Genomic DNA, 26,935 nt, shown 5'->3' with positions numbered 1-26,935 from the left:
CGCCCCCGGGCGATGGGACGATGACCGCACGAGTGATCGAGCGAACGGGGAGGCCGGCGTCATGGCCCGCTACATGGAGGCACTGACCGTCGAGCGGGGCGGTTTCCGGATCAAGGTGCCGGAGTCCTGGTGGGAGTTCGACGTACGGCCGGAGTCGCGGGACGACTCGATCCGCCGGATGGTGACCGAACGCGTGCGCCAGCGCCCGGAGCTGGAGCAGTACCGGGACGCGTACGTCGACTTCCTCCGGAAGGCCGCCGCGGACGCGTGGAAGTCGGGCGCCCTGTACTGCGGCTGCATGGCGGAGAGCTTCGGCGGAGACACGCCGATCACGGGCTCGGTGACCGTCTCCCTGGTCGGCGGCCGCAACGAGCGCGGCGAGCCGCTGTCGAACGACCCGGCGGTCATCGCGAGCCAGCTCGCGGTCAAGGAGGCGAAGCGCGAGGGCGACTCCTGGCGCAAGGTGACGACGGTCGACATCCCCGGAGTCGGCCCGGCGGCACGCACGTACGGCATCGAGGACATCGCCGTACCGGGCGACGCGCTCAACCGCACGATCAGGGCTGTGCTGATGCAGACGTACATCCCCGTCCCGGGCCAGGAGGGCAAGGTGGCATTGGTCGCCGGCAGCAGCCAGGTCCTGGACCTCGCGGACTCGTTCTTCGACATCTTCGACGCGATCACTTCGACGTTCCGGTTCACGGGCTGATGTCCCCCGGGTGGGACTGGGCGAGCGGGCAGGGCTTGTTGGGCCTCGATGACCTGGAGGAATGGGACGCCGCGTTCGAGCGGGGCGAGGCCCATCTCGGGACGGCGGTGATCGGCCTGGCATTTCACTGCCCGCTGGCTGAGGCGTCGCCGCGGATCGTCAGGGCGATGCACTTGCCGGACGCCGGTCAGCAGGGGTTCGCCTTCACGGCGGCCGGTCATGCCGCCCGGCTCCATGGGGAGTTGACCCCCGAGCTGTACGCGGCCCTGCGCGCTGAAGGCCCCGGCGGAGTCGCCGAGCACCCCATCAGGGACGTCCTGACCTTCGTACCGCTCCGGAAGCTGCCTTCGTGGTTCAAGAGGCGGTGGGTGTACGCGGCGGTGCGGGACCGGCTGGAAGCCTGGCGGCTGCGGTCCGTGTACGCCAGCAGTTGCACGACTTCGCCGACGTCCCGAAGAACCTCAAGAAGCTGAAGAAGTCAGGTATGGCCGGGTTCGACATCACAGGGACTTCGGAGCCCTGGGCCATCTTCGCGCCGCAGGGAGCGGCCGAGGTCCATCGGCAGCTGTCTGAGCTGGAGGTGAAGGGAGGGCGCGTCCACCACTTCGACTCCCGCGACCTGATGACCGAGGCAGCGGTCTGCCGTTCGTTCGCGCAGGTCCTGCGCTTTCCTGGTCATTTCGGCAGCAACTGGGACGCCTTGGTGGACTGCCTGGACGACCTGTGAGGTGCGGTGACGGGTGGAGTCGGGATCGCGGGCGTCATTCACGACGCGGATCGACTCCTGGAGGCGGAACACTTCCCCCTGTTCGTCTCAGTCCTCTGCCAGGGCGCGGATCGCGCGAATGCGGCGGTGGATCGCGATGGACTCCCCCTGGACCGGCCGGCCATCGCCGAACACTTCGTCTTCGAGTTCCGTGCGTGCGATCGCGAGAGAGTCGCACTGTGGGTGGGGCAGCCTAACCTGACCGTCGCAACCGGGGACGTGTTCGTTGCCGCGGCTCTCAACCCCGAGCAATGGCACTGACGTGGTGAGTCCCTGTGCAGGGCGGAACTTTCCGTCGAACGGTTGGGCCTTGTAAGTTCACGTGTGCATACGGCTGTTGATGTGGTGTGGGCGTGACGGGGGTTGCGATATGGCGGGGCACAGGCCGACGGACTGGCATGTCCTGGATCTGGACAAGGACCCGACCCCTGGTGACCCGCAGCGGGTGCGCACACTCGCGAAGCAGTTGCACGACTTCGCCGACGATGTCTCCGACGCATTGCGTCTGGTCAAGGGCATGGCGGGGGAGGGGACGCTTCTTGAGTGGGCGGGCAAGTCGGCTGATGTCTTCAAGGAGGACTTCGCCGACGTCCCGAAGAACCTCAAGAAGCTGAAGAAGTCGTACGAGATGTGCGGAGACGCGCTGGCGGACTTCTGGCCGAAGCTGGAGCGGGCGCAATCGCTGGCCGACAAGGCACTCATCAAAGGCCGTGAGGCCCGCGACAACCTCTCCTCGGCCCAGTCGCGCCTCACCTCGGCCGACTCGTGGATGACCCGTGCGACCAAGGAAGCGGACAAGTACAAGGACGACCCGACCGGCAGCAAGTCAGATGGGGACAAGCCGGACGAGGCCAAGGTCCGCGCCGCCACCCGGGAGGCGCAGCACGCCAAGTCGGCCCAGTCGAAAGCCCAGTCGGACGTCTCCGATGCGCAGGACGCTCTCACCGCGGCGAAGAAGATGGCCGAGGACGCGCGCAAGATGCGTGAGGAGGCCGCGCGGGAGGCGAAGTCGAAGATCGACGAGGCCTCCGACGCCGGTATTCAGAACCGGTCGTGGTGGGAGGAGGTCGGGGACTGGTTCACCGACAACTGGGACAACATCGTCGCGGTGTGCAAGGTCGTCGTCGCGGTGGTCGGGATCGTCGCGATGATCATCGGCGGTCCGATCCTGGGCGCGATCGTGCTGATCGCGGCGGCAGTCGTGCTCGCCGACACCCTCTACAAGTATTCCAAGGGCCAAGCGTCCCTATGGGATGTGGGGCTGGCCGCGCTGGACTGCATACCAGGCATGAAAGGGCTGACCACCCTCGGCGGCCTGGCCAAGGGGATGAAGGCCCTGGGCAAGGGCGGACTCACGGCCATGGCGAAGGGACTCGGCAAGAAGGGGCTCCGTAGGGAGGCCGATGACGCCGTGGCACGCGCCAAGCCCGGTAAGGGACGGTGCCTGAACGGCGACCCGATCGACATGGTCTCCGGCGAGATGTACATGGCCGAGACCGATGTCGAGCTGCCCGGCCTGCTGCCCTTGATCCTGCGGCGTACCCACTTGTCGTCCTACCGGGCCGGGCGTTCCTTCGGCCCGTCCTGGGCCTCGACCTTGGACGAACGTCTGGAGCTGGACGATCAGGGCGCCGTCTACGCCACTGAGGACGGAATGATCCTCCTCTATCCGGTGCCCGAGCCCGGCGCTTCGGTGATGCCACAGGAAGGGCCACGCCGGCCGATGCACTGGGACGGCGGCCCCGGGGCGCCGGTCAGCATCACGGATCCGCTCACGGCAGTCACCCGTCACTTCGCTGCCCCGCAGCGGCCGGCCGCCAGCGACGAGGCGTTCTCTCTCTTCCTCGTCGCCCTGACCGACCGCAATGGCTACCGGATCGACATCGACCGCAGCGCCGACGGCACGCCGGTCGCCGTGCGGGACTCCGGAGGCCGACACGTTCACGTTGACACGGAGAACGGGCGAGTCACCGCGCTGAGGCTGCGTGATCCGGAGGCCGGCTCCGAGGGCACGCTGCTCAGGCGCTTCGACTACAGCCCCGAAGGCGACCTCACCGAGATCCGTGACTCAACCGGTCTCCCGCTGAAGCTCACGTACGACGACCACTCCCGCATCACCTCCTGGACCGATCGCAACGGCTACTGGTACCGCTTCACTTACGACGACCAGGACCGCTGCGTGGCCGGTGAGGGCACCGACGGCCTCCTCCGGTGCACCATCGCCTATGACACCGACAGCCGCGAGACCCGCTACACCGACGCGTCGGGCAACACGACGACGTACCGCTGGAACGACCGCTACCAACTCGTCTCCGTGACCGACCCTCTGGGGCACAACACCCGTTCCGAGTGGGACCGTTACGACCGGCTGCTCGCACGGACGGACGCAGGCGGCCGGACGACCCGCTACACGTACGACGGCACCGGAGCCCCGACTGCCGTCATCCGGCCCGACGGCAGCCGGGAGACGGCCGAGAACAATGCGTGGGGGCAGCCCGTCACCGTGGTCCAGGCCGATGGCCACGCGTGGCACCTGGAGTACGACGAACGCGGCAATCTGATCGCCGAGACGGACCCCGCGGGAGCCCGTGTCAGCTACCGGTACCGCGCCGACGGCGCACTCACCACGGTCACCGATGCGCTCGGTCGTACCGCTGTGCTGGAGCCCGACGCGGCGGGCCTGCCCCACACGGTCACGGACGCCGAGGGCGGCATCACGCGGTACATCCGCGATGCGTTCGGACGGGTGGTCACGCAGACGGGCCCCGACGGGTCCGTCACACGGATGAGCTGGAGCCCGGAGGGCCGCCAGCTCGGGCTGGACCTGCCCGACGGCAGCACGGAGCGACGCCGCTACGACGCCGAGGGCAACCTCGTCGAGCACGTCGACGCACAGGGCCGGGTGACTCGCTTCGAGTACGGCGGCTTCGACCTGCTGCTGGCGCGCACGGACCCCGACGGCTCGCAGGTGCGGTTCGCCTACGACGGCGAACTGCGTGTCACCTCCGTGACCAACCAGCAAGGCCACGCATGGGAGTACTTCTACGACGAGGCGGGCCGTCTGGTCCGGGAGCGGGATTTCGGCGGCCGGATCCAGTCCTACCGCTTCGACGCAACCGGGCGTCTCATCGGTCAGACCAACGGCGCGGGCCAGTCCATCGACTATGTCCGCGACGACCTCGGCAAGGTGACGGAGCAGCGGACAGCCGAGGGCGTCACCCGCTACGAGTACGACGCCCGCGGGCAGGTCCGCCGAGTGGCCGGCCCCGGGGCGGAACTGGCCTACGAGCGTGATGCCCGGGGCCGGATCCTGGCGGAGACCTGCAACGGAGCCACCGTGCGCTCGGCCTACGACGTCCTGGGCAGGCGCGTGAGCCGCGTGACCCCGTCGAACGCGGTGAGCGTGTGGGAGTACGACGGGCGGGACCGGCCCGTACTGCTGAGGACGGCCGGAAGAACCGTCGCGTTCGCCTACGACCAGGCCGGGCGTGAGACCGAACGGCGCGTGGGCGGGGTCACGCTGAGCCAGACCTGGGACGCGGTCGGCAGGCTGAGCTCTCAGACCCTGACCGCTGCCGGTCCGGTGAACGGACCTGTCCCGGTGGAGGAACCCGAGCGTCTCCAGCACCGCGCCTACCGATACCGGCCTGACGGCACGGTCGCCGCGATCACCGACATGCTGCAGGGTGACCGCGTCGTCGATGTAGACGGCCACGGCCGAGTCGCCGCTGTGCGAGCGGCGGACTGGTCCGAACGCTACGCATACGACGCGGCGGGCAACCTCGCCGAGGGGGAGTGGCACCTCGCGTCGCCCGCCCAGGCGGTACCGCCCCGAGAACACGCACCGCTCCGCCGGGCCGGGGACATCAGCTACGAGTACGATGACCAAGGCCGGGTCGTCGTCCGGCGGAAGAAGCGGTTGTCCCGCAAGCCCGACGTGTGGCGCTACACATGGGACAGCCAGGACCGTCTGGTCGCCGTGACCACCCCGGACGGGACCGCTTGGACTTACGCGTACGACCCGTACGGCCGCCGCATAGCCAAACGGCGGCTCGGGCCGGACAGCGAAACGGTGGTGGAGGAGACCACGTTCGTCTGGGACGGCTTCGTGCTGGCCGAACAGGTCACCAGGGCGGTCGACGAGGCCCCCCGGTGCACTGTGTGGGACTGGGAGCAGGATCGCTTCAGTCCCATCACACAGATCGAGCGAGTGGCGTCGCCGGACCTGTCCCAGGAGTGGATCGACCGCGAGTTCTACTCCATCGTCACGGACCTGGTCGGGACCCCCACCGAGATGGTCACGGAACCTGGGGAAGTGGCCTGGCGGGCTCGGACCACGGTGTGGGGGGCGCCGCTTCGATCCGTGGGTCCGGACGGTGCGTACTGTCCACTGCGCTTCCCAGGACAGTACGACGATCCGGAGACGGCACTCCACTACAACTATCAACGCCATTACGACCCGGAGACGGGACGGTACGCGTCCCTGGACCCGCTCGGTCTGTCTCCGGGACCGAATCCGCGCACCTACGTGGCCAACCCGTTCACGGCCGTCGACCCCTTCGGCCTCGCGCCTTCCTGCGAGGACGCGGCCCGCAGTGCCGCCGAGCGGCGGGCGGACCTGGAACAGCAGAAACCGGGAGCGAGCAAGAGGACCAGGCCCACGAGTGCTGCGGGACTGTCGGTTCCGGGGCACGAAACGCCTTTCCACGGCGCCAGCATCAAGGGCGGGGGCAGCCACGATCTCCACCCCGATGTGCAGGCTGCCTATGATCGGGTCCCGGACCACATCAAGGAGCAGGTCGGTGGCGCGCACTCGAAGTGCGGCGAGGCCGAAGCCCTGTCGCATGCCATGAGGGCGGGGGTCGACCCCCGAGGCGGGGTGATGGCGGCGGTGGAGGTACGCGCGCCGGGCAATCCGGTTCACGGCCAACCCAAACCGGCCTGCCCGTCGTGCAGGCACGTTCTCGAAGAACTAGGCGTTCGGACGGTGTTGTAAGTGAGCGATGGCTACACGCGGGACTGGTCTCCGCAGACCGAAGACGTACTGCGCCGCGCTGGCTGGCGCCCCGGGCGCTCGGTGCCGACCGTCACCTGGGAGTCGGTCCTGCACGAGCGTGGGGCCTTTGCGGCCCACGACGAGGCACGCCGGTTCCTCTCCGAATTCGGCGGGCTGGTGACCTACGGCTGGCCCGCCGATTCGATCACCACGTCGTCCGCCATCCGGTTCGATCCCGTCCGCGCCCAGTGGCAGGACGAGCGGTTCGCGAGGGCCGGCCGGGAAGCGGGAGCGCCCCTCTACCCCGTGGGCACGGCGGACGAGGGCGCCAGTTTCCTGGGCATCACCGAGGACGGAGCCCTTCACCTCATGAGGGGAGACCGTGTGGAACTGCTCGCCCCGACCACCGACCGGGCGCTGGCCCGCTTGGTCGAGGTGCAGGGTGCCCGGTCTGCCCTCTGGACGCCCGGTGTTCCGACGGCCGAGGACCCCTTCTGGAGGCGACTGCACACGGTGGAGACCGGCCCGGACGCCGGGTCCCGCTGGCCGGAGGAGACCGACCGGGTACTGCGGGCCGGTGGCTGGTTCCCGGGCCGGTCCGTGCCCACGCAGACGTGGGAAAGCATCCTTCTGCAGACCGGCGAGTTCGAGATCCACGACGCGGCGCGGTCCTTCCTGTCCGAGTTCGGCGCCGTGAGCGTGTCCTACCGGGAGCCGTGGGACTCGATGCCGTGGATGGAGTTCTCGCTGGATCCGCTGCTGGCGCTCTGGGACGCGGAGATCATCGACGACCTCGCCGAGCAGGCGGGCGTCGACCTGTACCCGATCGGCATGCGCGACCGCGGAAACCAGCATCTGGCCATGGCGGAGGACGGCTCGGTCTATGCCGGTATGGACAGCGTCTGGCTGCTGGCCCCCACACCCGACGAGGCCCTGCAGAAGCTCACGAGCAGAATTCAGCCAACGGCTTCCTACTGAACGGCGGGCTGCCGACGCCCCGCGCCGCCTCGACGAGGCTTGGAGGGCTCGTGCTCGCGCCATCGGTGTCCTGTCCGAAGACGCCACGTGTCTGGTGGCCGCCGGCACGAAGCACGGCTGGCTGCGCGTACGACTGGCCGAGGACTCAGACGTCTCTGCCCTGCGGTCCCCGGACGGCGAGCTGCTTCTCATCGCTCGCTCCCCGAGCGGCCACCGGGTCCGCGGGCGACCTCCGGCGGGCCCGGGCCTCCCGGCGTGCGCCGGGCGCGCCCCTGGTTTGACCTACGTCACCCCCGGGGTATTCTCTCCGGCTCGATTGGCGTCGGCGTTGCCCCGTATGGCAGACTGTCCGAGTTGCTCGGTCGAGTGTTGATGCTGCGCGCCTCCCGCCGGGAGGACCGGAAGCGAGTCCCACAGTACTCGTCGCCCTAACTGCCACACGGCAGCGCTGGGGCGGACGTACGGGAATCTTTCGGGAAGCAAGGTGCGGCACCGGCCAGGCACCCGGTGGGCCTTCAGCCCCCGGCTCGCGGTTCCGGCAGGGCCGTGCGCAATCCCGCAGGGATGTTCGAACAAGGGACATCTGTGTCAGCGAGAGTGCGACACGCCCGACCGCGTGGGTCGGAGGAACGAAGGCAGCAGAAGGAATCCACCGGGTTCCAGAGCGTAAGAGAGACAGGACTACTGAGTAGCCATGGCGGGACAGAAGATCCGCATCCGGCTCAAGGCCTACGACCACGAGGTCATCGACTCCTCGGCGAAGAAGATCGTCGAGACGGTGACGCGTACTGGTGCGTCGGTCGCGGGCCCGGTGCCGCTGCCCACTGAGAAGAACGTGTACTGCGTCATCAAGTCGCCGCACAAGTACAAGGACTCGCGCGAGCACTTCGAGATGCGCACGCACAAGCGCCTGATCGACATCCTCGACCCGACCCCCAAGACCGTTGACTCTCTGATGCGACTCGACCTCCCGGCCGGTGTCGACATCGAGATCAAGCTCTGAGGCCGGTGATCTGAGAGATGGCTAAGCAGATCAAGGGCATCCTGGGCGAGAAGCTCGGTATGACTCAGGTCTGGGACGAGAACAACCGTGTCGTCCCGGTGACCGTCGTCAAGGCCGGGCCGAACGTCGTCACCCAGGTCCGTACGAACGACGTCGACGGCTACGAGTCCGTCCAGATCGCCTTCGGCGAGATCGACCCGCGCAAGGTGAACAAGCCCCTCAAGGGCCACTTCGCCAAGGCCGACGTCACTCCCCGTCGTCACCTCGTCGAGATCCGCACCGCGGACGCCTCCGAGTACACGCTCGGCCAGGAGATCACCGCTGAGGTGTTCGAGGCCGGCGTCAAGGTCGACGTGACCGGCAAGAGCAAGGGCAAGGGCTTCGCCGGTGTCATGAAGCGCCACAACTTCCGTGGCCTCGGCGCCGGACACGGCACCCAGCGCAAGCACCGCTCTCCCGGTTCCATCGGTGGCTGCGCCACCCCGGGCCGTGTGTTCAAGGGCCTCCGCATGGCGGGTCGCATGGGCAACGAGCGGGTCACCACCCAGAACCTGACCGTCCACGCCGTTGACGCGGAGAAGGGTCTGCTGCTCATCAAGGGCGCGGTTCCCGGTCCGAACGGCGGCCTCGTCCTGGTCCGCACCGCGGCCAAGGGGGCCTGAGGTAATGAGCACTGTTGACATCCTTTCGCCGGCGGGCGACAAGGCCGGTTCCGTCGAGCTCCCCGCGGAGATCTTCGGCGTTGAGAAGGTCAGCATCCCGCTGATCCACCAGGTCGTCGTCGCACAGCTGGCCGCTGCCCGCCAGGGCACGCACAAGACCAAGACCCGTGGCGAGGTCCGCGGCGGTGGCAAGAAGCCGTACCGCCAGAAGGGCACCGGTCGCGCCCGTCAGGGTTCGACCCGCGCGCCGCAGTTCGCCGGTGGTGGCGTCGTGCACGGCCCCGTGCCGCGTGACTACTCGCAGCGGACCCCGAAGAAGATGAAGGCCGCGGCCCTGCGCCACGCCCTCACCGACCGGGCCCGCCACAACCGCATCCACGTCGTCTCCGGCGTCGTCGAGGGTGAGAACCCGTCGACGAAGGCCGCCAAGACGCTGTTCGGCAAGATCTCGGAGCGCAAGAACCTGCTCCTGGTCGTCGACCGCGCCGACGAGGCCGCGTGGCTGTCCGCCCGCAACCTGCCCCAGGTCCACATCCTGGAGCCGGGCCAGCTGAACACGTACGACGTTCTCGTCTCGGACGACGTGGTCTTCACCAAGGCTGCCTTCGAGTCCTTCGTGTCCGGCCCGAAGGCCAATGACACCGAAGGGAGCGAGGTCTGATGGCTATCCGTCACCCCGCTATCGCCTCCAAGGCCGCGAAGAAGGCCAAGGAAGCCCGCGTCAAGAAGGCGCGTCGCCACGCCACCGAGGGCAAGAACACCGTCGAGACCCCGCTGAGCAAGTCCTTCACGGACCCCCGTGACGTGCTGCTCAAGCCGGTCGTCTCCGAGAAGAGCTACGCGCTTCTCGACGAGGGCAAGTACACCTTCGTCGTGGACCCGCGTGCCAACAAGACCCAGATCAAGGAGGCCGTCCAGTCGGTCTTCTCGGTCAAGGTCACCGGGGTCAACACGATCAACCGCCAGGGCAAGCGCAAGCGGACCCGCACCGGCTTCGGCCAGCGTGCGTCCACCAAGCGCGCGATCGTGACCCTCGCCGAGGGCGACCGTATCGACATCTTCGGCGGTCCGACCGCGTAAGCGGTCAGGATCGTCCGGAATCGGACGAGGACTGAGAAATGGGTATCCGCAAGTACAAGCCGACGACTCCTGGCCGTCGTGGTGCCAGCGTCGCCGACTTCGTCGAGGTCACGCGGTCCACGCCGGAGAAGTCGTTGGTCCGCCCCCTGCACAGCAAGGGTGGCCGTAACAACTCCGGTCGTGTGACCGTCCGCCACCAGGGTGGTGGCCACAAGCGCGCCTACCGCGTGATCGACTTCCGTCGTCACGACAAGGACGGCGTGCCGGCGAAGGTCGCGCACATCGAGTACGACCCCAACCGCACCGCGCGCATCGCGCTGCTGCACTACGCGGACGGCGAGAAGCGCTACATCCTCGCGCCGCGTGGCCTGTCGCAGGGCGACCGCGTCGAGAACGGTCCCGGGGCCGACATCAAGCCGGGCAACAACCTTGCCCTGCGCAACATCCCGGTCGGTACCACGCTGCACGCCATCGAGCTGCGTCCGGGCGGCGGCGCCAAGTTCGCCCGCTCCGCCGGCGCCTCGGTGCAGCTGCTCGCGAAGGAGGGCCAGATGGCCCACCTGCGCATGCCGTCCGGTGAGATCCGGCTGGTCGACGTCCGCTGCCGCGCCACTGTGGGCGAGGTCGGCAACGCCGAGCAGTCCAACATCAACTGGGGCAAGGCGGGCCGTAAGCGGTGGCTGGGCGTTCGCCCGACCGTCCGTGGTGTGGTCATGAACCCGGTCGACCACCCGCACGGTGGTGGTGAGGGCCGGACCTCCGGTGGCCGCCACCCCGTGTCCCCGTGGGGCAAGAAGGAAGGCCGTACTCGTTCGCCCAAGAAGGCGTCGAACAAGTACATCGTCCGCCGCCGCAAGACGAACAAGAAGCGCTAAGGACGGGTTGAGATGCCTCGTAGCTTGAAGAAGGGGCCCTTCGTCGACGACCACCTGATCAAGAAGGTGGAAGCCCAGAACGAAGCCGGCACCAAGAACGTCATCAAGACCTGGTCCCGCCGCTCGATGATCGTCCCGGACATGCTGGGCCACACGATCGCGGTGCACAACGGCAAGACCCACATCCCGGTGTTTGTCACCGAGTCGATGGTCGGCCACAAGCTCGGCGAGTTCTCGCCGACCCGCACCTTCCGGGGCCACGTCAAGGAAGACCGGAAGTCGAAGCGCCGCTAGTCAGCGGGGTGCGAATGATCATGACAAACATCGAAGGGACAACCATGGAAGCCAGGGCCCAGGCGCGGTACATCCGCGTCACGCCCATGAAGGCCCGCCGTGTGGTGGACCTCATCCGTGGCCTGAACGCCACGGAGGCTCAGGCGGTCCTGCGTTTCGCCCCGCAGGCCGCGAGCGTGCCGGTCGGCAAGGTGCTGGACAGCGCCATCGCCAATGCCGCGCACAACTACGACCACACCGATGTCGACAGCCTCTACATCTCCGAGGCCTACGTCGACGAGGGCCCGACCCTGAAGCGGTTCCGTCCGCGTGCCCAGGGCCGTGCCTACCGGATCCGCAAGCGGACCAGCCACATCACCGTGGTCGTCAGCAGCAAGGAAGGAACCCGGTAATGGGCCAGAAGGTAAACCCGCACGGGTTCCGGCTCGGTGTCACGACCGACTTCAAGTCGCGTTGGTACGCCGACAAGCTGTACAAGGACTACGTCAAGGAAGACGTCGCCATCCGTCGGATGATGACGTCCGGCATGGAGCGCGCCGGCATCTCCAAGGTCGAGATCGAGCGCACCCGTGACCGCGTCCGTGTGGACATCCACACGGCCCGTCCGGGCATCGTCATCGGCCGCCGTGGCGCCGAGGCCGACCGCATCCGCGGTGACCTCGAGAAGCTCACGGGCAAGCAGGTCCAGCTGAACATCCTCGAGGTCAAGAACCCCGAGACCGACGCTCAGCTGGTTGCCCAGGCCGTCGCCGAGCAGCTCTCCTCCCGCGTCTCCTTCCGCCGTGCCATGCGCAAGAGCATGCAGTCGGCGATGAAGGCCGGCGCCAAGGGCATCAAGATCCAGTGCGGTGGCCGCCTCGGCGGCGCCGAGATGTCCCGCTCGGAGTTCTACCGCGAGGGCCGCGTGCCCCTGCACACGCTCCGCGCGAACGTGGACTACGGCTTCTTCGAGGCCAAGACGACCTTCGGCCGCATCGGTGTGAAGGTCTGGATCTACAAGGGCGACGTCAAGAACATCGCCGAGGTCCGCGCCGAGAACGCTGCCGCCCGTGCGGGCAACCGCCCGGCCCGCGGTGGCGGTGCCGACCGCCCGGCCCGTGGTGGCCGCGGTGGCGAGCGGCGCGGTCGCAAGCCGCAGCAGGCCGCTGGTGCCGAGGCCCCCAAGGCCGAGGCTCCCGCGTCCGCCGCTCCGGCTGAGAGCACCGGAACGGAGGCCTGACCGAAATGCTGATCCCCCGTAGGGTCAAGCACCGCAAGCAGCACCACCCGAAGCGCACCGGCATGTCCAAGGGTGGCACGCAGGTTGCGTTCGGCGAGTACGGCATCCAGGCGCTGACCCCGGCGTACGTGACGAACCGTCAGATCGAGGCCGCTCGTATCGCGATGACCCGTCACATCAAGCGTGGCGGCAAGGTCTGGATCAACATCTACCCGGACCGCCCCCTCACCAAGAAGCCGGCCGAGACCCGCATGGGTTCCGGTAAGGGTTCGCCGGAGTGGTGGGTGGCCAACGTCAAGCCCGGACGCGTGATGTTCGAGCTGTCGTACCCCAACGAGAAGATCGCGCGCGAGGCCCTGACCCGTGCGGCTCACAAGCTGCCGATGAAGTGCAAGATCGTCAAGCGCGAGGCAGGTGAAGCGTGATGTCGGCCGGTACCAAGGCGTCGGAGCTGCGCGAGCTGGGCAACGAGGAGCTTCTGGCGAAGCTCCGCGAGGCCAAGGAAGAGCTGTTCAACCTCCGCTTCCAGGCGGCGACGGGCCAGCTCGAGAACCACGGTCGGCTCAAGGCCGTCCGCAAGGACATCGCGCGGATCTACACCCTGATGCGTGAGCGCGAGCTGGGCATCGAGACGGTGGAGAGCGCATGAGCGAGAGCAACGTGACTGAAGAGACCAAGACGGACCGCGGTTTCCGCAAGACCCGTGAGGGCCTGGTCGTCAGCGACAAGATGGACAAGACCGTCGTCGTCGCCGTCGAGGACCGCGTCAAGCACGCGCTGTACGGCAAGGTCATCCGTCGTACGAACAAGCTCAAGGCCCACGACGAGCAGAACGCCGCGGGTGTCGGCGACCGCGTCCTCCTCATGGAGACCCGGCCGCTGTCCGCGACCAAGCGCTGGCGCGTCGTCGAGATCCTCGAGAAGGCCAAGTAATTCCTGCGGGGCAAACCCGCAGGTCAGTTCCGCCAGGCTCCGGGGGCCCGCTCGGTGAGCGGCCCCCGGGGAACCGGCAGACGATCAGGAGATAGACGTGATCCAGCAGGAGTCGCGACTGCGTGTCGCCGACAACACGGGTGCGAAGGAGATCCTCTGCATCCGTGTGCTCGGCGGCTCCGGTCGCCGCTACGCGGGTATCGGTGACGTCATCGTCGCCACCGTCAAGGACGCGATCCCCGGTGGCAACGTGAAGAAGGGTGACGTCGTCAAGGCGGTCATCGTTCGCACCGTCAAGGAGCGCCGCCGTCCGGACGGCTCGTACATCCGCTTCGACGAGAACGCCGCCGTCATTCTGAAGAACGACGGCGACCCTCGCGGCACCCGTATCTTCGGCCCGGTCGGCCGTGAGCTGCGCGAGAAGAAGTTCATGAAGATCATCTCCCTCGCGCCGGAGGTGCTGTGAGCATGAAGATCAAGAAGGGCGACCTGGTCCAGGTCATCACCGGCAAGGACAAGGGCAAGCAGGGCAAGGTCATCGCGGCCTTCCCCCGCGAGGACCGTGTCCTGGTCGAGGGTGTCAACCGGGTCAAGAAGCACACCAAGGCCGGTCCGACGGCTCGCGGTTCGCAGGCCGGCGGCATCGTCACCACCGAGGCGCCGATCCACGTCTCCAACGTCCAGCTGGTCGTGGAGAAGGACGGCAAGAAGGTCGTGACCCGCGTCGGTTACCGCTTCGACGACGAAGGCAACAAGATCCGCGTTGCCAAGCGGACGGGTGAGGACATCTGATGACGACCACCACCACTCCGCGCCTGAAGCAGAAGTACCGTGAGGAGATCACGGGCAAGCTGCGTGACGAGTTCAAGTACGAGAACGTCATGCAGATCCCCGGCCTCGTCAAGATCGTGGTCAACATGGGTGTGGGCGACGCCGCCCGCGACTCCAAGCTGATCGAGGGCGCCATCCGCGACCTCACCACGATCACCGGTCAGAAGCCGGCCGTCACCAAGGCCCGCAAGTCCATCGCTCAGTTCAAGCTGCGTGAGGGCCAGCCGATCGGTGCCCACGTCACGCTCCGTGGCGACCGCATGTGGGAGTTCCTGGACCGCACCCTGTCGCTCGCGCTGCCGCGCATCCGCGACTTCCGCGGCCTGTCCCCCAAGCAGTTCGACGGCCGTGGCAACTACACCTTCGGTCTCACGGAGCAGGTCATGTTCCACGAGATCGACCAGGACAAGATCGACCGCGTCCGGGGTATGGACATCACCGTGGTCACCACGGCGACCAACGACGCTGAGGGCCGCGCGCTCCTTCGTCACCTCGGCTTCCCCTTCAAGGAGGCGTGAGCGAGATGGCGAAGAAGGCTCTGATTGCCAAGGCTGCTCGCAAGCCCAAGTTCGGTGTGCGTGGCTACACCCGCTGCCAGCGCTGCGGCCGCCCGCACTCCGTGTACCGCAAGTTCGGCCTGTGCCGCGTGTGCCTTCGTGAGATGGCTCACCGTGGCGAGCTGCCGGGCGTGACCAAGAGCTCCTGGTAGTCCCGGTAATTCGGGATTCCCCAGGCTCTCGGTAAATCTAGGGGCGGTCAGACGCCCAGCCCGCATGCCTTAGGCTTGTGGGGTTGGGCGTCTGTCGCCGCCCGTACGACTTACTACGCCGTAGGTCCACCGCGCCGCACCCGTCCCGTCTCGGATCGGGGAGAGGGATGGCGCACCAGGAAACCCCGGCGAGAGAGGCCGAAGGCCAATTCATGACCATGACTGATCCGATCGCAGACATGCTGACGCGTCTGCGGAACGCGAACTCGGCGTACCACGACACCGTGGCGATGCCGCACTCGAAGATCAAGTCTCACATCGCGGAGATCCTCCAGCAGGAGGGCTTCATCACGGGCTGGAAGGTCGAGGACGCCGAGGTCGGCAAGAACCTCGTCCTGGAGCTGAAGTTCGGCCCCAACCGTGAGCGCTCCATCGCGGGCATCAAGCGGATCTCCAAGCCCGGTCTCCGGGTGTACGCGAAGTCCACCAACCTGCCGAAGGTCCTGGGCGGCCTGGGCGTGGCGATCATCTCCACGTCCCACGGGCTCCTGACCGACAAGCAGGCGCAGAAGAAGGGCGTGGGTGGGGAAGTCCTCGCCTACGTCTGGTAATTCGGGAACGGAGGAGAGACACAATGTCGCGTATCGGCAAGCTCCCCATCCCGGTTCCCGCCGGCGTGGACGTCACCATCGACGGCCGGACGGTCGCGGTCAAGGGCCCCAAGGGCGAACTGACCCACACCGTCGTCGCGCCGATCGAGATCGCTAAGGGCGAGGACGGCACCCTCCAGGTGACCCGCCCGAACGACGAGCGGCAGAGCAGGGCCCTGCACGGCCTGTCCCGCACGCTGGTGGCGAACATGATCACCGGTGTGACCCAGGGATACGTCAAGAAGCTCGAGATCAGCGGTGTCGGTTACCGCGTCCAGGCGAAGGGCTCCAACCTGGAGTTCTCCCTGGGCTACAGCCACCCGATCCTGGTCGAGGCCCCCGAGGGCATCACCTTCAAGGTGGAGACCCCCACCCGTTTCTCGGTCGAGGGCATCGACAAGCAGAAGGTCGGCGAGGTTGCGGCCAACATCCGCAAGCTGCGCAAGCCCGACCCGTACAAGGCCAAGGGCGTCAAGTACGAGGGCGAAGTCATCCGCCGCAAGGTCGGAAAGGCGGGTAAGTAAGCCATGGCATACGGGCAGAAGATCCTGAAGGGCGACGCCTACAAGCGCGCCGCGATCAAGCGCCGTCACATCCGGATCCGCAAGCGGATCAACGGTACGGCGGAGCGTCCCCGTCTGGTCGTGACCCGCTCCAACCGCCACATCGTGGCGCAGGTGATCGACGACCTGAAGGGCCACACCCTGGCATCGGCGTCCACCCTGGACGCTTCGATCCGCGGTGGCGAGGACGACAAGTCCACGCAGGCCAAGAAGGTCGGCGCCCTGGTCGCCGAGCGTGCCAAGGCCGCCGGTGTCGAGTCGGTCGTGTTCGACCGTGGTGGTAACCAGTACGCGGGGCGCATCGCCGCCCTGGCGGACGCCGCCCGCGAGGCCGGACTCAAGTTCTGAGTCGGTTCCGTAGCTAGCGGAAACAGAGAGAGGTAATTCCAATGGCTGGACCCCAGCGCCGCGGTGGCGGTGCCGGTGGCGGCGAGCGGCGGGACCGGAAGGGCCGTGACGGCGGCGCTGCTGCCGCCGAGAAGACCGCGTACGTTGAGCGCGTCGTCGCGATCAACCGCGTCGCCAAGGTTGTGAAGGGTGGTCGTCGCTTCAGCTTCACCGCGCTGGTCGTGGTGGGCGACGGTGACGGCACCGTGGGTGTCGGATACGGCAAGGCCAAGGAGGTGCCGGCCGCCATCGCCAAGGGCGTTGAGGAGGCCAAGAAGCACTTCTTCAAGGTCCCCCGGATCCAGGGCACCATCCCGCACCCCATCCAGGGTGAGAAGGCTGCCGGCGTCGTGCTGCTCAAGCCCGCGTCCCCGGGTACCGGTGTGATCGCCGGTGGTCCGGTGCGTGCCGTGCTCGAGTGCGCCGGTATCCACGACGTGCTGTCGAAGTCGCTCGGCTCCGACAACGCCATCAACATCGTGCACGCGACCGTGGCGGCCCTGAAGGGCCTGCAGCGTCCCGAGGAGATCGCGGCCCGCCGTGGTCTGCCCCTTGAGGACGTCGCCCCCGCGGCTCTTCTCCGTGCGCGTGCCGGGGCGGGTGTGTGATCATGGCGCAGCTCAAGATCACGCAGGTCAAGTCCTACATCGGCAGCAAGCAGAACCACCGTGACACCCTGCGCTCCCTTGGTCTCAAGGGGATCAACACGCAGGTCGTCAAGGAGGACCGCCCCGAGTTCCGCGGCATGGTGCACACCGTCCGCCACCTCGTGACGGTCGAGGAGGTCGACTGATCATGGCGGAGCAGAACCCGCTCAAGATCCACAACCTCCGTCCCGCCCCGGGCGCCAAGACCGCCAAGACCCGTGTCGGTCGTGGTGAGGCGTCGAAGGGTAAGACGGCCGGTCGTGGTACCAAGGGCACCAAGGCCCGCTACCAGGTTCCGGAGCGCTTCGAGGGTGGGCAGATGCCCCTCCACATGCGCCTCCCGAAGCTGAAGGGCTTCAAGAACCCGTTCAAGACCGAGTACCAGGTCGTGAACCTGGACAAGCTCGCCGCCCTCTACCCCGAGGGTGGGGAGGTCACGGTCGAGGACCTGGTCGCCAAGGGTGCCGTTCGCAAGAACAGCCTCGTCAAGGTGCTCGGCCAGGGCGAGGTCTCCGTGGCGCTGCAGGTGACGGTCGACGCCGTCTCCGGCTCCGCCAAGGAGAAGATCACCGCCGCCGGCGGTTCTGTCACCGAGCTCGTCTGAACTCCACAGGCGTCTCGGATGACCTGAGCGATCCCGACCGGGGATACCCCACAAATGGGGTATCCCCGGTTGGTCGTTCCTAGGGCGGCAGTCTCGCCGGTAAGGTGGCCTGCACTGCCCACTTTTCACAGGGTGCTGCACTTCGGGCACTCTGAGCGGCAGTTGACCGTTACTTATTCGTCGAACCTCAAGACCGTCACCCTTGACGCAGTTGCGCGGGGGTCGCAGGAGGCACCGTGCTCACCGCGTTCGCCCGGGCGTTCAAGACGCCCGACCTGCGCAAGAAGCTGCTCTTCACGCTCTTCATCATCGTGGTCTACCGGATCGGTACGCACATCCCGATCCCGGGCGTCGACTACCGGAACGTCCAGACCTGTATCGACGCTGCCCAGGCCAACCAGGGCCTGTTCGGTCTGGTCAACATGTTCAGTGGCGGCGCGCTGCTCCAGATCACGATCTTCGCGCTGGGCATCATGCCGTACATCACGGCGAGCATCATCCTCCAACTGCTGACCGTGGTGATCCCGCGCCTGGAAGCCCTGAAGAAGGAGGGCCAGGCCGGTACGGCGAAGATCACGCAGTACACCCGTTACCTGACGATCGCCCTCGCCATCCTCCAGGGCACCGGCCTCGTCGCCACCGCCCGCAGCGGCGCTCTGTTCCAGGGCTGCCCGGTGGCCAGCCAGATCGTCCCGGACCAGTCGATCTTCGTCACCATCACCATGGTCATCACCATGACCGCCGGCACGGCGGCCGTGATGTGGCTCGGTGAGCTCATCACCGACCGCGGCATCGGCAACGGCATGTCGATCCTGATGTTCATCTCGATCGCCGCCACCTTCCCGTCCGCCCTGTGGGCGATCAAGGAGCAGGGCTCGCTGGCCGACGGCTGGATCGAGTTCGGCACCGTCATCGCGGTCGGCCTCGTCATGGTCGGCCTGGTGGTCTTCGTCGAGCAGGCCCAGCGCCGTATCCCGGTGCAGTACGCCAAGCGCATGATCGGCCGCCGCTCCTACGGCGGTACGTCCACCTACATCCCGCTGAAGGTGAACCAGGCGGGTGTGATCCCCGTCATCTTCGCCTCGTCGCTGCTCTACATCCCGGCGCTGATCGCCCAGTTCGCCGGAGGCACCTCTGGCTGGAAGACCTGGATCGAGCAACACTTCGTCAAGGGCGACCACCCGTATTACATCGCCACGTACTTCCTGCTGATCGTTTTCTTCGCGTTCTTCTACGTTGCGATCTCCTTCAACCCCGAGGAAGTCGCCGACAACATGAAGAAGTATGGTGGCTTCATCCCGGGCATCCGGGCTGGCCGACCGACCGCTGAGTACCTGAGCTACGTACTCAACCGGATCACCTGGCCGGGTTCGCTGTACTTGGGTCTGATCGCTCTCGTACCGACGATGGCGTTGGTTGGTTTCGGGGCAAACCAGAACTTCCCGTTCGGTGGGACCAGCATCCTGATCATCGTGGGTGTCGGCCTGGAGACGGTGAAGCAGATCGAGAGCCAGCTCCAGCAGCGCAATTACGAAGGGTTCCTCCGCTGATGCGAATCGTCCTCGTCGGGCCGCCGGGCGCCGGTAAGGGAACGCAGGCCGCGTTCCTGGCTCAGAACCTGTCGATCCCGCACATCTCCACGGGCGACCTGTTCCGGGCCAACATCAGCCAGCAGACGGAACTCGGCAAACTGGCGAAGTCCTACATCGACGCGGGCAACCTCGTGCCCGACGAGGTCACCATCGCGATGGCGAAGGACCGCATGGAGCAGCCGGACGCCGAGAACGGCTTCCTGCTGGACGGCTTCCCGCGCAACGTCTCGCAGGCCGAGGCGCTGGACGAGCTGCTGGAGACCGAGAGCATGCAGCTCGACGCGGTGCTGGACCTGGAGGTCCCCGAGGACGAGGTGGTCAAGCGGATCGCCGGCCGCCGCGTCTGCCGCAACGAGTCGGCGCACGTCTTCCACGTGACGTACAAGCCGCCGGCCAAGGAGGGCGTCTGCGACGTCTGCGGCGGCGAGCTCTACCAGCGGGGCGACGACTCCGAGGAGACCGTCCGCAAGCGGCTGGAGGTCTACCACACGCAGACCGAGCCGATCATCGACTACTACAAGGCGCAGGGCCTGGTGGTCACGATCTCGGCGCTCGGCAAGGTGGAGGACGTCACGACGCGCGCCATGGAGGCGCTCAAGCGTGGCGAGGGCGACAAGTAGTCGTTCGTACGCAGCTACGGCCGCGGTTCCCCTCGGGGAGCCGCGGCTGCTGTGTGGGCGGGGCCGGCCGCACGGCCCCGTATCGTTGAAGGCGTTCGTTGTCGCCGAAGGTCCAGAAAGGCCGTAGCCCCCATGGTGCAGATCAAGACCCCTGAGCAGATCGCCAAGATGCGTGAGGCGGGGCTGGTCGTCGCCGCCATCCACGCGGCGACCCGCGAGGCCGCCGTGCCGGGAGCCACGACGAAGGATCTGGACCAGGTCGCCCGCAAGGTGCTCGCCGAGCACAACGCCAAGCCGAACTTCCTCGGCTACGGCGGCTTCCCGGCGACGATCTGCACGTCCGTGAACGAGGTCGTCGTGCACGGCATCCCGTCCGACGACGTCGTCCTCAAGGACGGGGACATCATCTCCATCGACTGCGGCGCGATCATCGACGGCTGGCACGGCGACGCCGCCTACACGGCCTTCGTGGGATCCGGTCACGCTCCGGAGCTGGTCGAGCTCTCCCGGGTGACCGAGGAGTCGATGTGGGCCGGCATCGCGGCCATGAAGCAGGGCAACCGCCTGGTCGACGTCTCCCGGGCCATCGAGACATACATCCGCCGCCAGCCCAAGCCGGGCGGCGGCCGGTACGGGATCATCGAGGACTACGGCGGTCACGGCATCGGCACCGAGATGCACATGGACCCGCACCTGCTGAACTACGTCGACCGGCGGCGCGGGAAGGGGCCCAAGCTGGTCCCCGGGTTCTGCCTCGCCATCGAGCCCATGGTGTCGCTGGGCACGCCCAAGACGGAGGTCCTCCAGGACGACTGGACGGTCGTCACGACGGACGGTACGTGGTCGTCGCACTGGGAGCACTCCGTCGCGTTGACGGAGGAGGGGCCGTTGGTGCTGACGTCTCCCGACGGGGGGAAGGCGAAGCTCGCGGAGCTGGGGATCGTCGCGGCGCCGGATCCCCTCGGCTGAGCGCCTTCCGGGAAGGGTGGCCCTGCCGGCCGGCGGCTGCGGGCGCGTGGGGGCTGTCGCGCAGTTCCCCGCGCCCCTTCGGGGCGCGCTTAAAGCTCTCTCGGTACGGGCAGACTCTCTCGATTCGTGTTTCCGAGGGCCCTGACGTAGACTGACTCGTCGGCTCTTGTGCATCCGCATGTCTGCGTGCGCTCGCACTGGGCCGATCAAGGTAGTCGATTCGAAGGGCGAAGCGTGGCCAAGAAGCAAGGTGCCATCGAGATCGAGGGCACTGTCGTCGAGTCTCTTCCGAACGCCATGTTCAAGGTCGAGCTCCAGAACGGCCACCAGGTCCTGGCACACATCAGCGGCAAGATGCGTATGCACTACATCCGCATCCTCCCTGACGACCGGGTCGTGGTGGAGCTGTCTCCGTACGACCTGACGCGTGGCCGGATCGTCTACCGCTACAAGTAGATCTTGCCTGTGCCCCGGCTTCCCGGGGTGGTGGCACTGACCCGGAGAACCTCACACCCATGAAGGTCAAGCCGAGCGTCAAGAAGATCTGCGACAAGTGCAGGGTGATCCGCCGTCACGGCCGGATCATGGTCATCTGCGACAACCCGCGCCACAAGCAGCGCCAGGGCTGACGTACGGCCGATCCCTCTGCATCCCTCGCAGAGTTTCGCGCGACGCAAGCTGAATATGTTCATACGCAGGATCCAGGCGAATGGCTGTTCGCCTGACACCCCCGGTTCGGAGGCCGGGGACCCAGTTCGTACCTGGTACGGCGGCTGGGAGTCGGTTCTGCGGAAGACCTCCGACAAGCAACTGGAGCCATTGAATGGCACGCGTTTCCGGTGTTGACATCCCGCGCGACAAGCGCGTGGAGATCGCCCTCACCTACGTGTTCGGCATCGGCCGGACCCTCTCGCAGCAGACGCTGGCCGCCACCGGCGTCGACCCGAACACCCGCGTTCGCGACCTCTCCGAGGAGCAGCTCGTCGCGATCCGCGAGTACGTCGACAACAACATCAAGACCGAGGGTGACCTCCGTCGCGAGATCCAGGCCGACATCCGCCGCAAGGTCGAGATCGGTACCTACCAGGGTCTGCGTCACCGTCGCGGTCTGCCCGTCCGCGGTCAGCGCACCAGCACCAACGCCCGCACCCGCAAGGGCCCGCGTCGCGCCATCGCCGGCAAGAAGAAGCCGGGCAAGAAGTAGTCCTCAGCGGACGCTCGTCAGCGGTCTTCGCTGCAGGACCGACCACCTCCCGTAGGAGTTATAGATGCCCCCCAAGGGACGTCAGGGCGCTGCCAAGAAGGTGCGCCGCAAGGAAAAGAAGAACGTCGCTCACGGCCACGCGCACATCAAGAGCACGTTCAACAACACGATCGTCTCGATCACGGACCCGTCCGGCAACGTGATCTCCTGGGCCTCCGCCGGCCACGTCGGCTTCAAGGGCTCCCGGAAGTCCACGCCGTTCGCCGCGCAGATGGCCGCCGAGTCGGCCGCCCGCCGCGCCCAGGAGCACGGCATGCGCAAGGTCGACGTGTTCGTGAAGGGCCCGGGTTCCGGTCGTGAGACCGCGATCCGCTCCCTCCAGGCCACGGGCCTCGAGGTCGGCTCCATCCAGGACGTCACGCCGACCCCGCACAACGGCTGCCGTCCGCCGAAGCGTCGCCGCGTCTGACGCGAGGCTCCTTCACGCAGACTGAGGTTTCGGGCGGTACGGCTCCGTAAAAGGGCCGTATCGCCCGTACCCTTGCAGTACCCGTCCCTTTCTGTCGGGGACGGTTCAAGTCGGGCGTCAAATAGCGGGCGCCCCCGACTGAAGGATCTGATCCACACATGCTGATCGCTCAGCGTCCCTCGTTGACCGAAGAGGTCGTCGACGAGTTCCGCTCCCGGTTCGTGATCGAGCCGCTGGAGCCGGGCTTCGGCTACACCCTCGGCAACTCCCTGCGCCGGACCCTCCTCTCCTCGATCCCGGGTGCGGCGGTCACGTCCATCCGCATCGACGGCGTGCTGCACGAGTTCACCACCGTGCCGGGCGTCAAGGAGGACGTCACCGACCTGATCCTCAACATCAAGCAGCTGGTCGTGTCGTCCGAGCACGACGAGCCCGTGGTGATGTACCTGCGCAAGCAGGGCCCGGGTCTGGTCACCGCCGCCGACATCGCGCCGCCGGCCGGTGTCGAGGTGCACAACCCCGACCTCGTCCTCGCCACGCTCAACGGCAAGGGCAAGCTGGAGATGGAGCTGACGGTCGAGCGTGGCCGCGGTTACGTCTCCGCCGTGCAGAACAAGCAGGTCGGCCAGGAGATCGGCCGGATCCCGGTCGACTCGATCTACTCGCCGGTCCTCAAGGTCACCTACAAGGTCGAGGCCACGCGTGTCGAGCAGCGGACCGACTTCGACAAGCTGATCGTCGACGTCGAGACGAAGCAGGCCATGCGGCCGCGTGACGCCATGGCGTCCGCCGGTAAGACCCTGGTCGAGCTGTTCGGTCTCGCCCGCGAGCTGAACATCGACGCCGAGGGCATCGACATGGGCCCGTCCCCGACGGACGCCGCCCTCGCCGCCGATCTGGCGCTGCCGATCGAGGAGCTGGAGCTCACCGTTCGGTCGTACAACTGCCTCAAGCGTGAGGGCATCCACTCTGTGGGTGAGCTCGTGGCTCGTTCCGAGGCGGACCTGCTCGACATTCGCAACTTCGGTGCGAAGTCGATCGACGAGGTCAAGGCGAAGCTGGCGGGTATGGGCCTGGCGCTCAAGGACTCGCCTCCCGGGTTCGACCCCACCGCTGCGGCGGACGCGTTCGGCGCGGACGACGACGCGGATGCCGGGTTCGTCGAGACCGAGCAGTACTGAGAGCTCGGGCCTTCCGGTCCGTACTCGGGTGCGGGTGCGCTGTGCTTGATCGCGCAGTTCCCCGCGCCCCTTCCGGGGCGCACCCCGGATCTCCGACGGGCAACCGCTCGCTCGGATACTGACCCCGGTACCTGATACGGCCGGGGCAGACACCTAGGAGAAACACCATGCCGAAGCCCACCAAGGGTGCCCGTATGGGCGGCAGCGCCGCGCACGAGAAGCTGATGCTCGCGAACCTCGCGAAGTCGCTGTTCGAGCACGGTCGTATCACCACCACCGAGGCGAAGGCCCGCAAGCTGCGGCCGTACGCCGAGCGTCTGGTCACCAAGGCGAAGAAGGGCGACCTTCACAACCGCCGTCAGGTGCTCCAGGTCATCACGGACAAGAGCATCGTCCACACGCTCTTCACCGAGATCGGCCCGCGCTACGAGAACCGTCCGGGTGGCTACACCCGTATCACCAAGATCGGTAACCGCCGTGGCGACAACGCGCCCATGGCTGTCATCGAGCTGGTCGAGGGTCTGACGGTGGCGCAGGAGGCGACCGGCGAGGCCGAGGCCGCGACCAAGCGTGCGGTCAAGGAAGACGCGCTGAAGAAGGACGAGGCCGTCGAGGCCAAGTCCGACGAGGGCGTCGAGGCCGATGAGGCTGGCGCCGAGGAGTCGAAGGACGCGTAAGCGTTCTGCCGGGGGCTGTGCGCTTGCGGCTGCGGGTTCGTGGTGGCTTGTCGCGCAGTTCCCCGCGCCCCTTCGGAGGGCGTTGGCGGGTCCGTTCCTTTCGAGGGACGGGCCCGCTTTTGTGTTCTGAGAGGATCTGTACGTGAGTGATGAAGTGGCACCCGGGTACGTCCGTGTCCGGCTCGATCTGTCGTATGACGGGAGTGAGTTCTCCGGGTGGGCCAAGCAGGCCGGGGGGCGGCGGACCGTGCAGGGGGAGATCGAGGACGCCCTGCGGACCGTGACGCGGTCGCGGGAGACGTACGAGCTGACCGTGGCGGGGCGTACCGATGCCGGGGTGCACGCCCGGGGGCAGGTCGCGCATGTGGATCTGCCGCGTGAGGTGTGGGCCGAGCACCACCAGAAGCTGCTGAAGCGGCTCGCCGGGCGGCTGCCCCGGGACGTGCGGGTCTGGGCCCTCAGGGAGGCGCCCAGCGGCTTCAACGCGCGCTTCTCGGCGGTCTGGAGACGGTACGCGTACCGGGTCACCGACAACCCCGGGGGCGTCGACCCGCTGCTGCGCAGCCATGTGCTGTGGCACGACTGGCCCCTGGACGTCGACGCCATGAACGAGGCGGCGCGGGGGCTGCTCGGGGAGCACGACTTCGCCGCCTACTGCAAGAAGCGGGAGGGCGCGACGACGATCCGGACGCTCCAGGAGCTGAGTCTCGTCAAGGGCGACGACGGGATCATCACCGCGACCGTGCGGGCCGACGCCTTCTGCCACAACATGGTGCGCTCGCTCATCGGGGCGCTGCTGTTCGTGGGGGACGGGCACCGGCCCCCGGACTGGCCCCGGAAGGTGTTGGCGGCCGGCGTACGGGACTCCGCGGTGCACGTCGTACGGCCGCACGGCCTGACGCTGGAGGAGGTCGGCTACCCGGCCGACGAGCTGCTCGCCGCGCGCAACAAGGAGGCGCGGAACAAGCGGTCGCTGCCGTCGGCGGGGTGCTGCTGACGCCTACTGTTCGGCCGCGGCCGACGCCTGGGCCTCGCCGCGCAGGCGGATCCGGTCGAACGTGAAGTCCTGGAGGTCGTCGCCCACGGCGAACACCTCGGTGTCCTTCGGCGTCACGTCCTTGCCGTTGAGGAAGCCGGCGTTGGTGAAGTAGGCGTAGCGGCCGTAGGAGTTGCTCGTCGTGCGGCAGAACCCGGCGTCGCAGAAGGACTTCACACCGCCGCCGGAGAGCGACTTGACGAAGCTCTTCTTGTTGGTCTGGGTCTTGGCCTTGAGGGCCTGGGCCTCGGTGTCGAAGACCGCCACGCCGACCGTCACCGCGATGCCGTCCGTGGTGTAGGTCACGCGTATCAGGCGGGTGCAGTCGTTCTCGGTGAGGATCTTGGGGAGCGTGCCGCCCGCCGCCGTGGCGCAGCTCCTCGTGTCGGCCGTGGGGCCCTTCTTGAACGCCCTCTCGTTCCACGTCAGCTGGGTGCCGGAGAAGAGGGTTTCCGGGCTGAGCGGGGCCTTGTCCTTCTTCGCGCTGGAGATGAAGTCCTTCGGGTTCAGCGGGGGCGGGGCGCTGGTCGGGGCGAACGACGGGGCCGAGGCGGAGCCGCTCGGGATGTCCGCGGAGGGCAGGGAGGCCGGGTTGTTGGCCTGGTTGTCGCCGCCCGCCGACACCACGGCCACGGCGACGGCGGCACCGATCGCGACGGTGGCGAGCGCGCCGCCGCCGACCAGTAGCAGCCGGCGTCGTTTGTTACGGGCCTCGGACGCCTCGGCGAGCGCGGCCCAGTCCGGAGACTGGCCGCCGCCGCTGTTCCACGGCTGCTGCGACTGCGGTTTCCAGGGATCCCACTGGGACTGAGGTCCCCCCTGCCCAAAGCTCATGGGGCGCATCTTAGACGGGACATGGGGTGTGCTGGTCCGCGCCGAGCGACCCCGGAGCCCCTAGCGTTCCTCCCATGACGACGGGCAAAAGCGACATCTGCGGGTGGTTGGGGCGACTGCTGCCGGCTGTGGTGCTGCTGGCGTGCCTGCTGGCCTGGCTGCCGCTCCAGGCCGGGGTGTGGCCGTCGCTGCTGGTCGGGGTGGTGCGCGCGTCCCGCCGTCCGCGCGGTGGCGGTTCCGTGCTGCGGTGGGGTGCCGGGGTGTGCGTCGACGTGGTGCTGTCGTCGGTGGTCCCGTACGTCCGGCCGGTGCGGCGGCGGACGCTGTGGAGAGTCGTCACTGTGTGTGCCGTCCTGTGTCTGCCCGTGACCGGTCGTCGGCGGTGATCCCGCGTTTTGACCCTTGTCCACAGCCCCGGTATTCTGCTTGTTCGTTGTGTATTGGCTT

39 protein-coding genes are annotated in these 26,935 nt (G+C 67.5%); 38 read left to right on the top strand and 1 reads right to left on the bottom strand.

The features are described from left to right. Positions 1 to 61 precede the first annotated feature (61 nt). The 37 genes from IE255_RS10285 to truA all read left to right on the top strand — a co-directional run bounded on the left by IE255_RS10285 (position 62) and on the right by truA (position 25,615). Complete coding sequence (locus IE255_RS10285; RefSeq protein WP_190049864.1) at positions 62 to 709, top strand: hypothetical protein; 648 nt, start codon at positions 62 to 64, stop codon at positions 707 to 709. Next, complete coding sequence (locus IE255_RS10280) at positions 709 to 1,182, top strand: hypothetical protein (RefSeq protein WP_190049863.1); 474 nt, start codon at positions 709 to 711, stop codon at positions 1,180 to 1,182. The genes IE255_RS10285 and IE255_RS10280 overlap by 1 nt, the downstream gene beginning before the upstream one ends. A gap of 11 nt (positions 1,183 to 1,193) precedes the next feature. Further along, positions 1,194 to 1,436, top strand: coding sequence for a barstar family protein (locus tag IE255_RS39100; protein ID WP_229906343.1), 243 nt, complete (start codon positions 1,194 to 1,196; stop codon positions 1,434 to 1,436). 6 nt (positions 1,437 to 1,442) lie between these two features. Beyond that, complete coding sequence (locus IE255_RS39095; protein WP_229906342.1) at positions 1,443 to 1,736, top strand: hypothetical protein; 294 nt, start codon at positions 1,443 to 1,445, stop codon at positions 1,734 to 1,736. A gap of 109 nt (positions 1,737 to 1,845) precedes the next feature. Beyond that, positions 1,846 to 6,471, top strand: a complete 4,626-nt coding sequence (locus tag IE255_RS10270) for a DUF6531 domain-containing protein (protein WP_190049862.1) — start codon at positions 1,846 to 1,848, stop codon at positions 6,469 to 6,471. Then, complete coding sequence (locus IE255_RS10265) at positions 6,472 to 7,449, top strand: SUKH-3 domain-containing protein (protein ID WP_190049861.1); 978 nt, start codon at positions 6,472 to 6,474, stop codon at positions 7,447 to 7,449. Between the two features lie 694 nt (positions 7,450 to 8,143). Further along, on the top strand, positions 8,144 to 8,452 hold the full coding sequence (rpsJ, locus tag IE255_RS10260; protein ID WP_003948644.1) for a 30S ribosomal protein S10: 309 nt from the start codon (positions 8,144 to 8,146) through the stop codon (positions 8,450 to 8,452). Positions 8,453 to 8,469: 17 nt separating this feature from the next. Beyond that, on the top strand, positions 8,470 to 9,114 hold the full coding sequence (gene rplC, locus IE255_RS10255; protein WP_014674369.1) for a 50S ribosomal protein L3: 645 nt from the start codon (positions 8,470 to 8,472) through the stop codon (positions 9,112 to 9,114). A gap of 4 nt (positions 9,115 to 9,118) precedes the next feature. Then, positions 9,119 to 9,775 carry a 50S ribosomal protein L4 gene (rplD, locus tag IE255_RS10250; protein WP_030233889.1) on the top strand — a complete coding sequence of 219 codons (657 nt, stop codon included), beginning with the start codon at positions 9,119 to 9,121 and terminating at the stop codon, positions 9,773 to 9,775. Next, positions 9,775 to 10,194: a 50S ribosomal protein L23 gene (gene rplW / locus IE255_RS10245; protein WP_190049860.1), complete on the top strand. Its 420-nt coding sequence runs from the start codon at positions 9,775 to 9,777 to the stop codon at positions 10,192 to 10,194. The genes rplD and rplW overlap by 1 nt, the downstream gene beginning before the upstream one ends. 38 nt (positions 10,195 to 10,232) lie before the next feature. Beyond that, a complete protein-coding gene (gene rplB / locus IE255_RS10240) occupies positions 10,233 to 11,069 on the top strand; it encodes a 50S ribosomal protein L2 (RefSeq protein ID WP_037669203.1) in 837 nt (278 codons plus the stop codon). A gap of 12 nt (positions 11,070 to 11,081) precedes the next feature. Further along, positions 11,082 to 11,363: a 30S ribosomal protein S19 gene (rpsS, locus tag IE255_RS10235; protein ID WP_190049859.1), complete on the top strand. Its 282-nt coding sequence runs from the start codon at positions 11,082 to 11,084 to the stop codon at positions 11,361 to 11,363. A gap of 44 nt (positions 11,364 to 11,407) precedes the next feature. Then, positions 11,408 to 11,755, top strand: coding sequence for a 50S ribosomal protein L22 (gene rplV / locus IE255_RS10230; protein WP_010036727.1), 348 nt, complete (start codon positions 11,408 to 11,410; stop codon positions 11,753 to 11,755). After that, on the top strand, positions 11,755 to 12,582 hold the full coding sequence (gene rpsC, locus IE255_RS10225; RefSeq protein ID WP_190049858.1) for a 30S ribosomal protein S3: 828 nt from the start codon (positions 11,755 to 11,757) through the stop codon (positions 12,580 to 12,582). The genes rplV and rpsC overlap by 1 nt, the downstream gene beginning before the upstream one ends. A 5-nt stretch (positions 12,583 to 12,587) precedes the next feature. After that, positions 12,588 to 13,007 carry a 50S ribosomal protein L16 gene (rplP, locus tag IE255_RS10220; protein WP_125504725.1) on the top strand — a complete coding sequence of 140 codons (420 nt, stop codon included), beginning with the start codon at positions 12,588 to 12,590 and terminating at the stop codon, positions 13,005 to 13,007. Next, on the top strand, positions 13,007 to 13,231 hold the full coding sequence (rpmC, locus tag IE255_RS10215) for a 50S ribosomal protein L29 (RefSeq protein ID WP_003974259.1): 225 nt from the start codon (positions 13,007 to 13,009) through the stop codon (positions 13,229 to 13,231). Before rplP ends, rpmC begins: the two co-directional genes overlap by 1 nt. Continuing rightward, positions 13,228 to 13,515: a 30S ribosomal protein S17 gene (rpsQ, locus tag IE255_RS10210; protein WP_010036717.1), complete on the top strand. Its 288-nt coding sequence runs from the start codon at positions 13,228 to 13,230 to the stop codon at positions 13,513 to 13,515. The genes rpmC and rpsQ overlap by 4 nt, the downstream gene beginning before the upstream one ends. Positions 13,516 to 13,612: 97 nt before the next feature. Further along, complete coding sequence (gene rplN, locus IE255_RS10205; RefSeq protein ID WP_003998823.1) at positions 13,613 to 13,981, top strand: 50S ribosomal protein L14; 369 nt, start codon at positions 13,613 to 13,615, stop codon at positions 13,979 to 13,981. A 2-nt stretch (positions 13,982 to 13,983) separates the two neighbouring features. Next, complete coding sequence (rplX, locus tag IE255_RS10200; RefSeq protein WP_010036713.1) at positions 13,984 to 14,307, top strand: 50S ribosomal protein L24; 324 nt, start codon at positions 13,984 to 13,986, stop codon at positions 14,305 to 14,307. Beyond that, complete coding sequence (gene rplE / locus IE255_RS10195; RefSeq protein ID WP_010036711.1) at positions 14,307 to 14,864, top strand: 50S ribosomal protein L5; 558 nt, start codon at positions 14,307 to 14,309, stop codon at positions 14,862 to 14,864. The genes rplX and rplE overlap by 1 nt, the downstream gene beginning before the upstream one ends. 5 nt (positions 14,865 to 14,869) lie before the next feature. Continuing rightward, positions 14,870 to 15,055 (top strand): type Z 30S ribosomal protein S14, encoded by a 186-nt coding sequence (locus IE255_RS10190; protein WP_003948630.1) that lies wholly within the window; start codon positions 14,870 to 14,872, stop codon positions 15,053 to 15,055. Between the two features lie 212 nt (positions 15,056 to 15,267). After that, on the top strand, positions 15,268 to 15,666 hold the full coding sequence (gene rpsH, locus IE255_RS10185) for a 30S ribosomal protein S8 (RefSeq protein WP_086601011.1): 399 nt from the start codon (positions 15,268 to 15,270) through the stop codon (positions 15,664 to 15,666). A 23-nt stretch (positions 15,667 to 15,689) separates the two neighbouring features. Further along, entirely contained in the window at positions 15,690 to 16,229 is a 540-nt protein-coding gene (rplF, locus tag IE255_RS10180) for a 50S ribosomal protein L6 (protein WP_190049857.1), read from the top strand. Positions 16,230 to 16,232: 3 nt separating this feature from the next. Continuing rightward, the gene (gene rplR, locus IE255_RS10175) at positions 16,233 to 16,616 is read left to right on the top strand and encodes a 50S ribosomal protein L18 (RefSeq protein WP_190049856.1); all 384 of its coding nucleotides are present in this window, start codon (positions 16,233 to 16,235) and stop codon (positions 16,614 to 16,616) included. A 41-nt stretch (positions 16,617 to 16,657) separates the two neighbouring features. Continuing rightward, entirely contained in the window at positions 16,658 to 17,263 is a 606-nt protein-coding gene (gene rpsE / locus IE255_RS10170; RefSeq protein WP_030860989.1) for a 30S ribosomal protein S5, read from the top strand. 2 nt (positions 17,264 to 17,265) lie between these two features. Further along, complete coding sequence (gene rpmD, locus IE255_RS10165) at positions 17,266 to 17,448, top strand: 50S ribosomal protein L30 (protein ID WP_003974250.1); 183 nt, start codon at positions 17,266 to 17,268, stop codon at positions 17,446 to 17,448. Between the two features lie 2 nt (positions 17,449 to 17,450). Further along, on the top strand, positions 17,451 to 17,906 hold the full coding sequence (gene rplO, locus IE255_RS10160) for a 50S ribosomal protein L15 (protein ID WP_018564817.1): 456 nt from the start codon (positions 17,451 to 17,453) through the stop codon (positions 17,904 to 17,906). 236 nt (positions 17,907 to 18,142) lie between these two features. Beyond that, positions 18,143 to 19,456 (top strand): preprotein translocase subunit SecY, encoded by a 1,314-nt coding sequence (secY, locus tag IE255_RS10155; protein WP_190049855.1) that lies wholly within the window; start codon positions 18,143 to 18,145, stop codon positions 19,454 to 19,456. Beyond that, the gene (locus IE255_RS10150) at positions 19,456 to 20,118 is read left to right on the top strand and encodes an adenylate kinase (protein WP_190049854.1); all 663 of its coding nucleotides are present in this window, start codon (positions 19,456 to 19,458) and stop codon (positions 20,116 to 20,118) included. The genes secY and IE255_RS10150 overlap by 1 nt, the downstream gene beginning before the upstream one ends. Before the next feature lie 132 nt (positions 20,119 to 20,250). After that, positions 20,251 to 21,087, top strand: coding sequence for a type I methionyl aminopeptidase (map, locus tag IE255_RS10145; RefSeq protein WP_190049853.1), 837 nt, complete (start codon positions 20,251 to 20,253; stop codon positions 21,085 to 21,087). 234 nt (positions 21,088 to 21,321) lie between these two features. Next, positions 21,322 to 21,543, top strand: a complete 222-nt coding sequence (gene infA / locus IE255_RS10140; RefSeq protein ID WP_003948620.1) for a translation initiation factor IF-1 — start codon at positions 21,322 to 21,324, stop codon at positions 21,541 to 21,543. Between the two features lie 59 nt (positions 21,544 to 21,602). Beyond that, a complete protein-coding gene (gene rpmJ, locus IE255_RS10135) occupies positions 21,603 to 21,716 on the top strand; it encodes a 50S ribosomal protein L36 (RefSeq protein ID WP_190049852.1) in 114 nt (37 codons plus the stop codon). A gap of 194 nt (positions 21,717 to 21,910) precedes the next feature. Next, positions 21,911 to 22,291: a 30S ribosomal protein S13 gene (gene rpsM / locus IE255_RS10130; RefSeq protein WP_010036675.1), complete on the top strand. Its 381-nt coding sequence runs from the start codon at positions 21,911 to 21,913 to the stop codon at positions 22,289 to 22,291. A gap of 64 nt (positions 22,292 to 22,355) precedes the next feature. Continuing rightward, entirely contained in the window at positions 22,356 to 22,760 is a 405-nt protein-coding gene (rpsK, locus tag IE255_RS10125; protein ID WP_003956432.1) for a 30S ribosomal protein S11, read from the top strand. A 158-nt stretch (positions 22,761 to 22,918) separates the two neighbouring features. Next, on the top strand, positions 22,919 to 23,941 hold the full coding sequence (locus IE255_RS10120) for a DNA-directed RNA polymerase subunit alpha (RefSeq protein ID WP_003966937.1): 1,023 nt from the start codon (positions 22,919 to 22,921) through the stop codon (positions 23,939 to 23,941). A gap of 167 nt (positions 23,942 to 24,108) precedes the next feature. Next, the gene (rplQ, locus tag IE255_RS10115) at positions 24,109 to 24,618 is read left to right on the top strand and encodes a 50S ribosomal protein L17 (protein ID WP_190049851.1); all 510 of its coding nucleotides are present in this window, start codon (positions 24,109 to 24,111) and stop codon (positions 24,616 to 24,618) included. A gap of 142 nt (positions 24,619 to 24,760) precedes the next feature. Further along, the gene (truA, locus tag IE255_RS10110; protein WP_190049850.1) at positions 24,761 to 25,615 is read left to right on the top strand and encodes a tRNA pseudouridine(38-40) synthase TruA; all 855 of its coding nucleotides are present in this window, start codon (positions 24,761 to 24,763) and stop codon (positions 25,613 to 25,615) included. Positions 25,616 to 25,618: 3 nt separating this feature from the next. Here truA and IE255_RS10105 read toward each other — a convergent pair whose 3' ends face one another. Continuing rightward, complete coding sequence (locus tag IE255_RS10105; protein ID WP_190049849.1) at positions 25,619 to 26,488, bottom strand: hypothetical protein; 870 nt, start codon at positions 26,486 to 26,488, stop codon at positions 25,619 to 25,621. A 74-nt stretch (positions 26,489 to 26,562) separates the two neighbouring features. Between IE255_RS10105 and IE255_RS10100 the strand changes: the two genes are divergently transcribed. After that, positions 26,563 to 26,874 (top strand): hypothetical protein, encoded by a 312-nt coding sequence (locus IE255_RS10100; protein WP_190049848.1) that lies wholly within the window; start codon positions 26,563 to 26,565, stop codon positions 26,872 to 26,874. Positions 26,875 to 26,935 lie beyond the last annotated feature (61 nt).

This window comes from Streptomyces lomondensis, assembly GCF_014651035.1.
In the GTDB taxonomy this organism is placed as follows: domain Bacteria; phylum Actinomycetota; class Actinomycetes; order Streptomycetales; family Streptomycetaceae; genus Streptomyces; species Streptomyces lomondensis.
The sequence above is the reverse complement of the archived record's forward strand: the minus strand, read 5'-3'. Positions and strand labels throughout refer to the sequence as shown.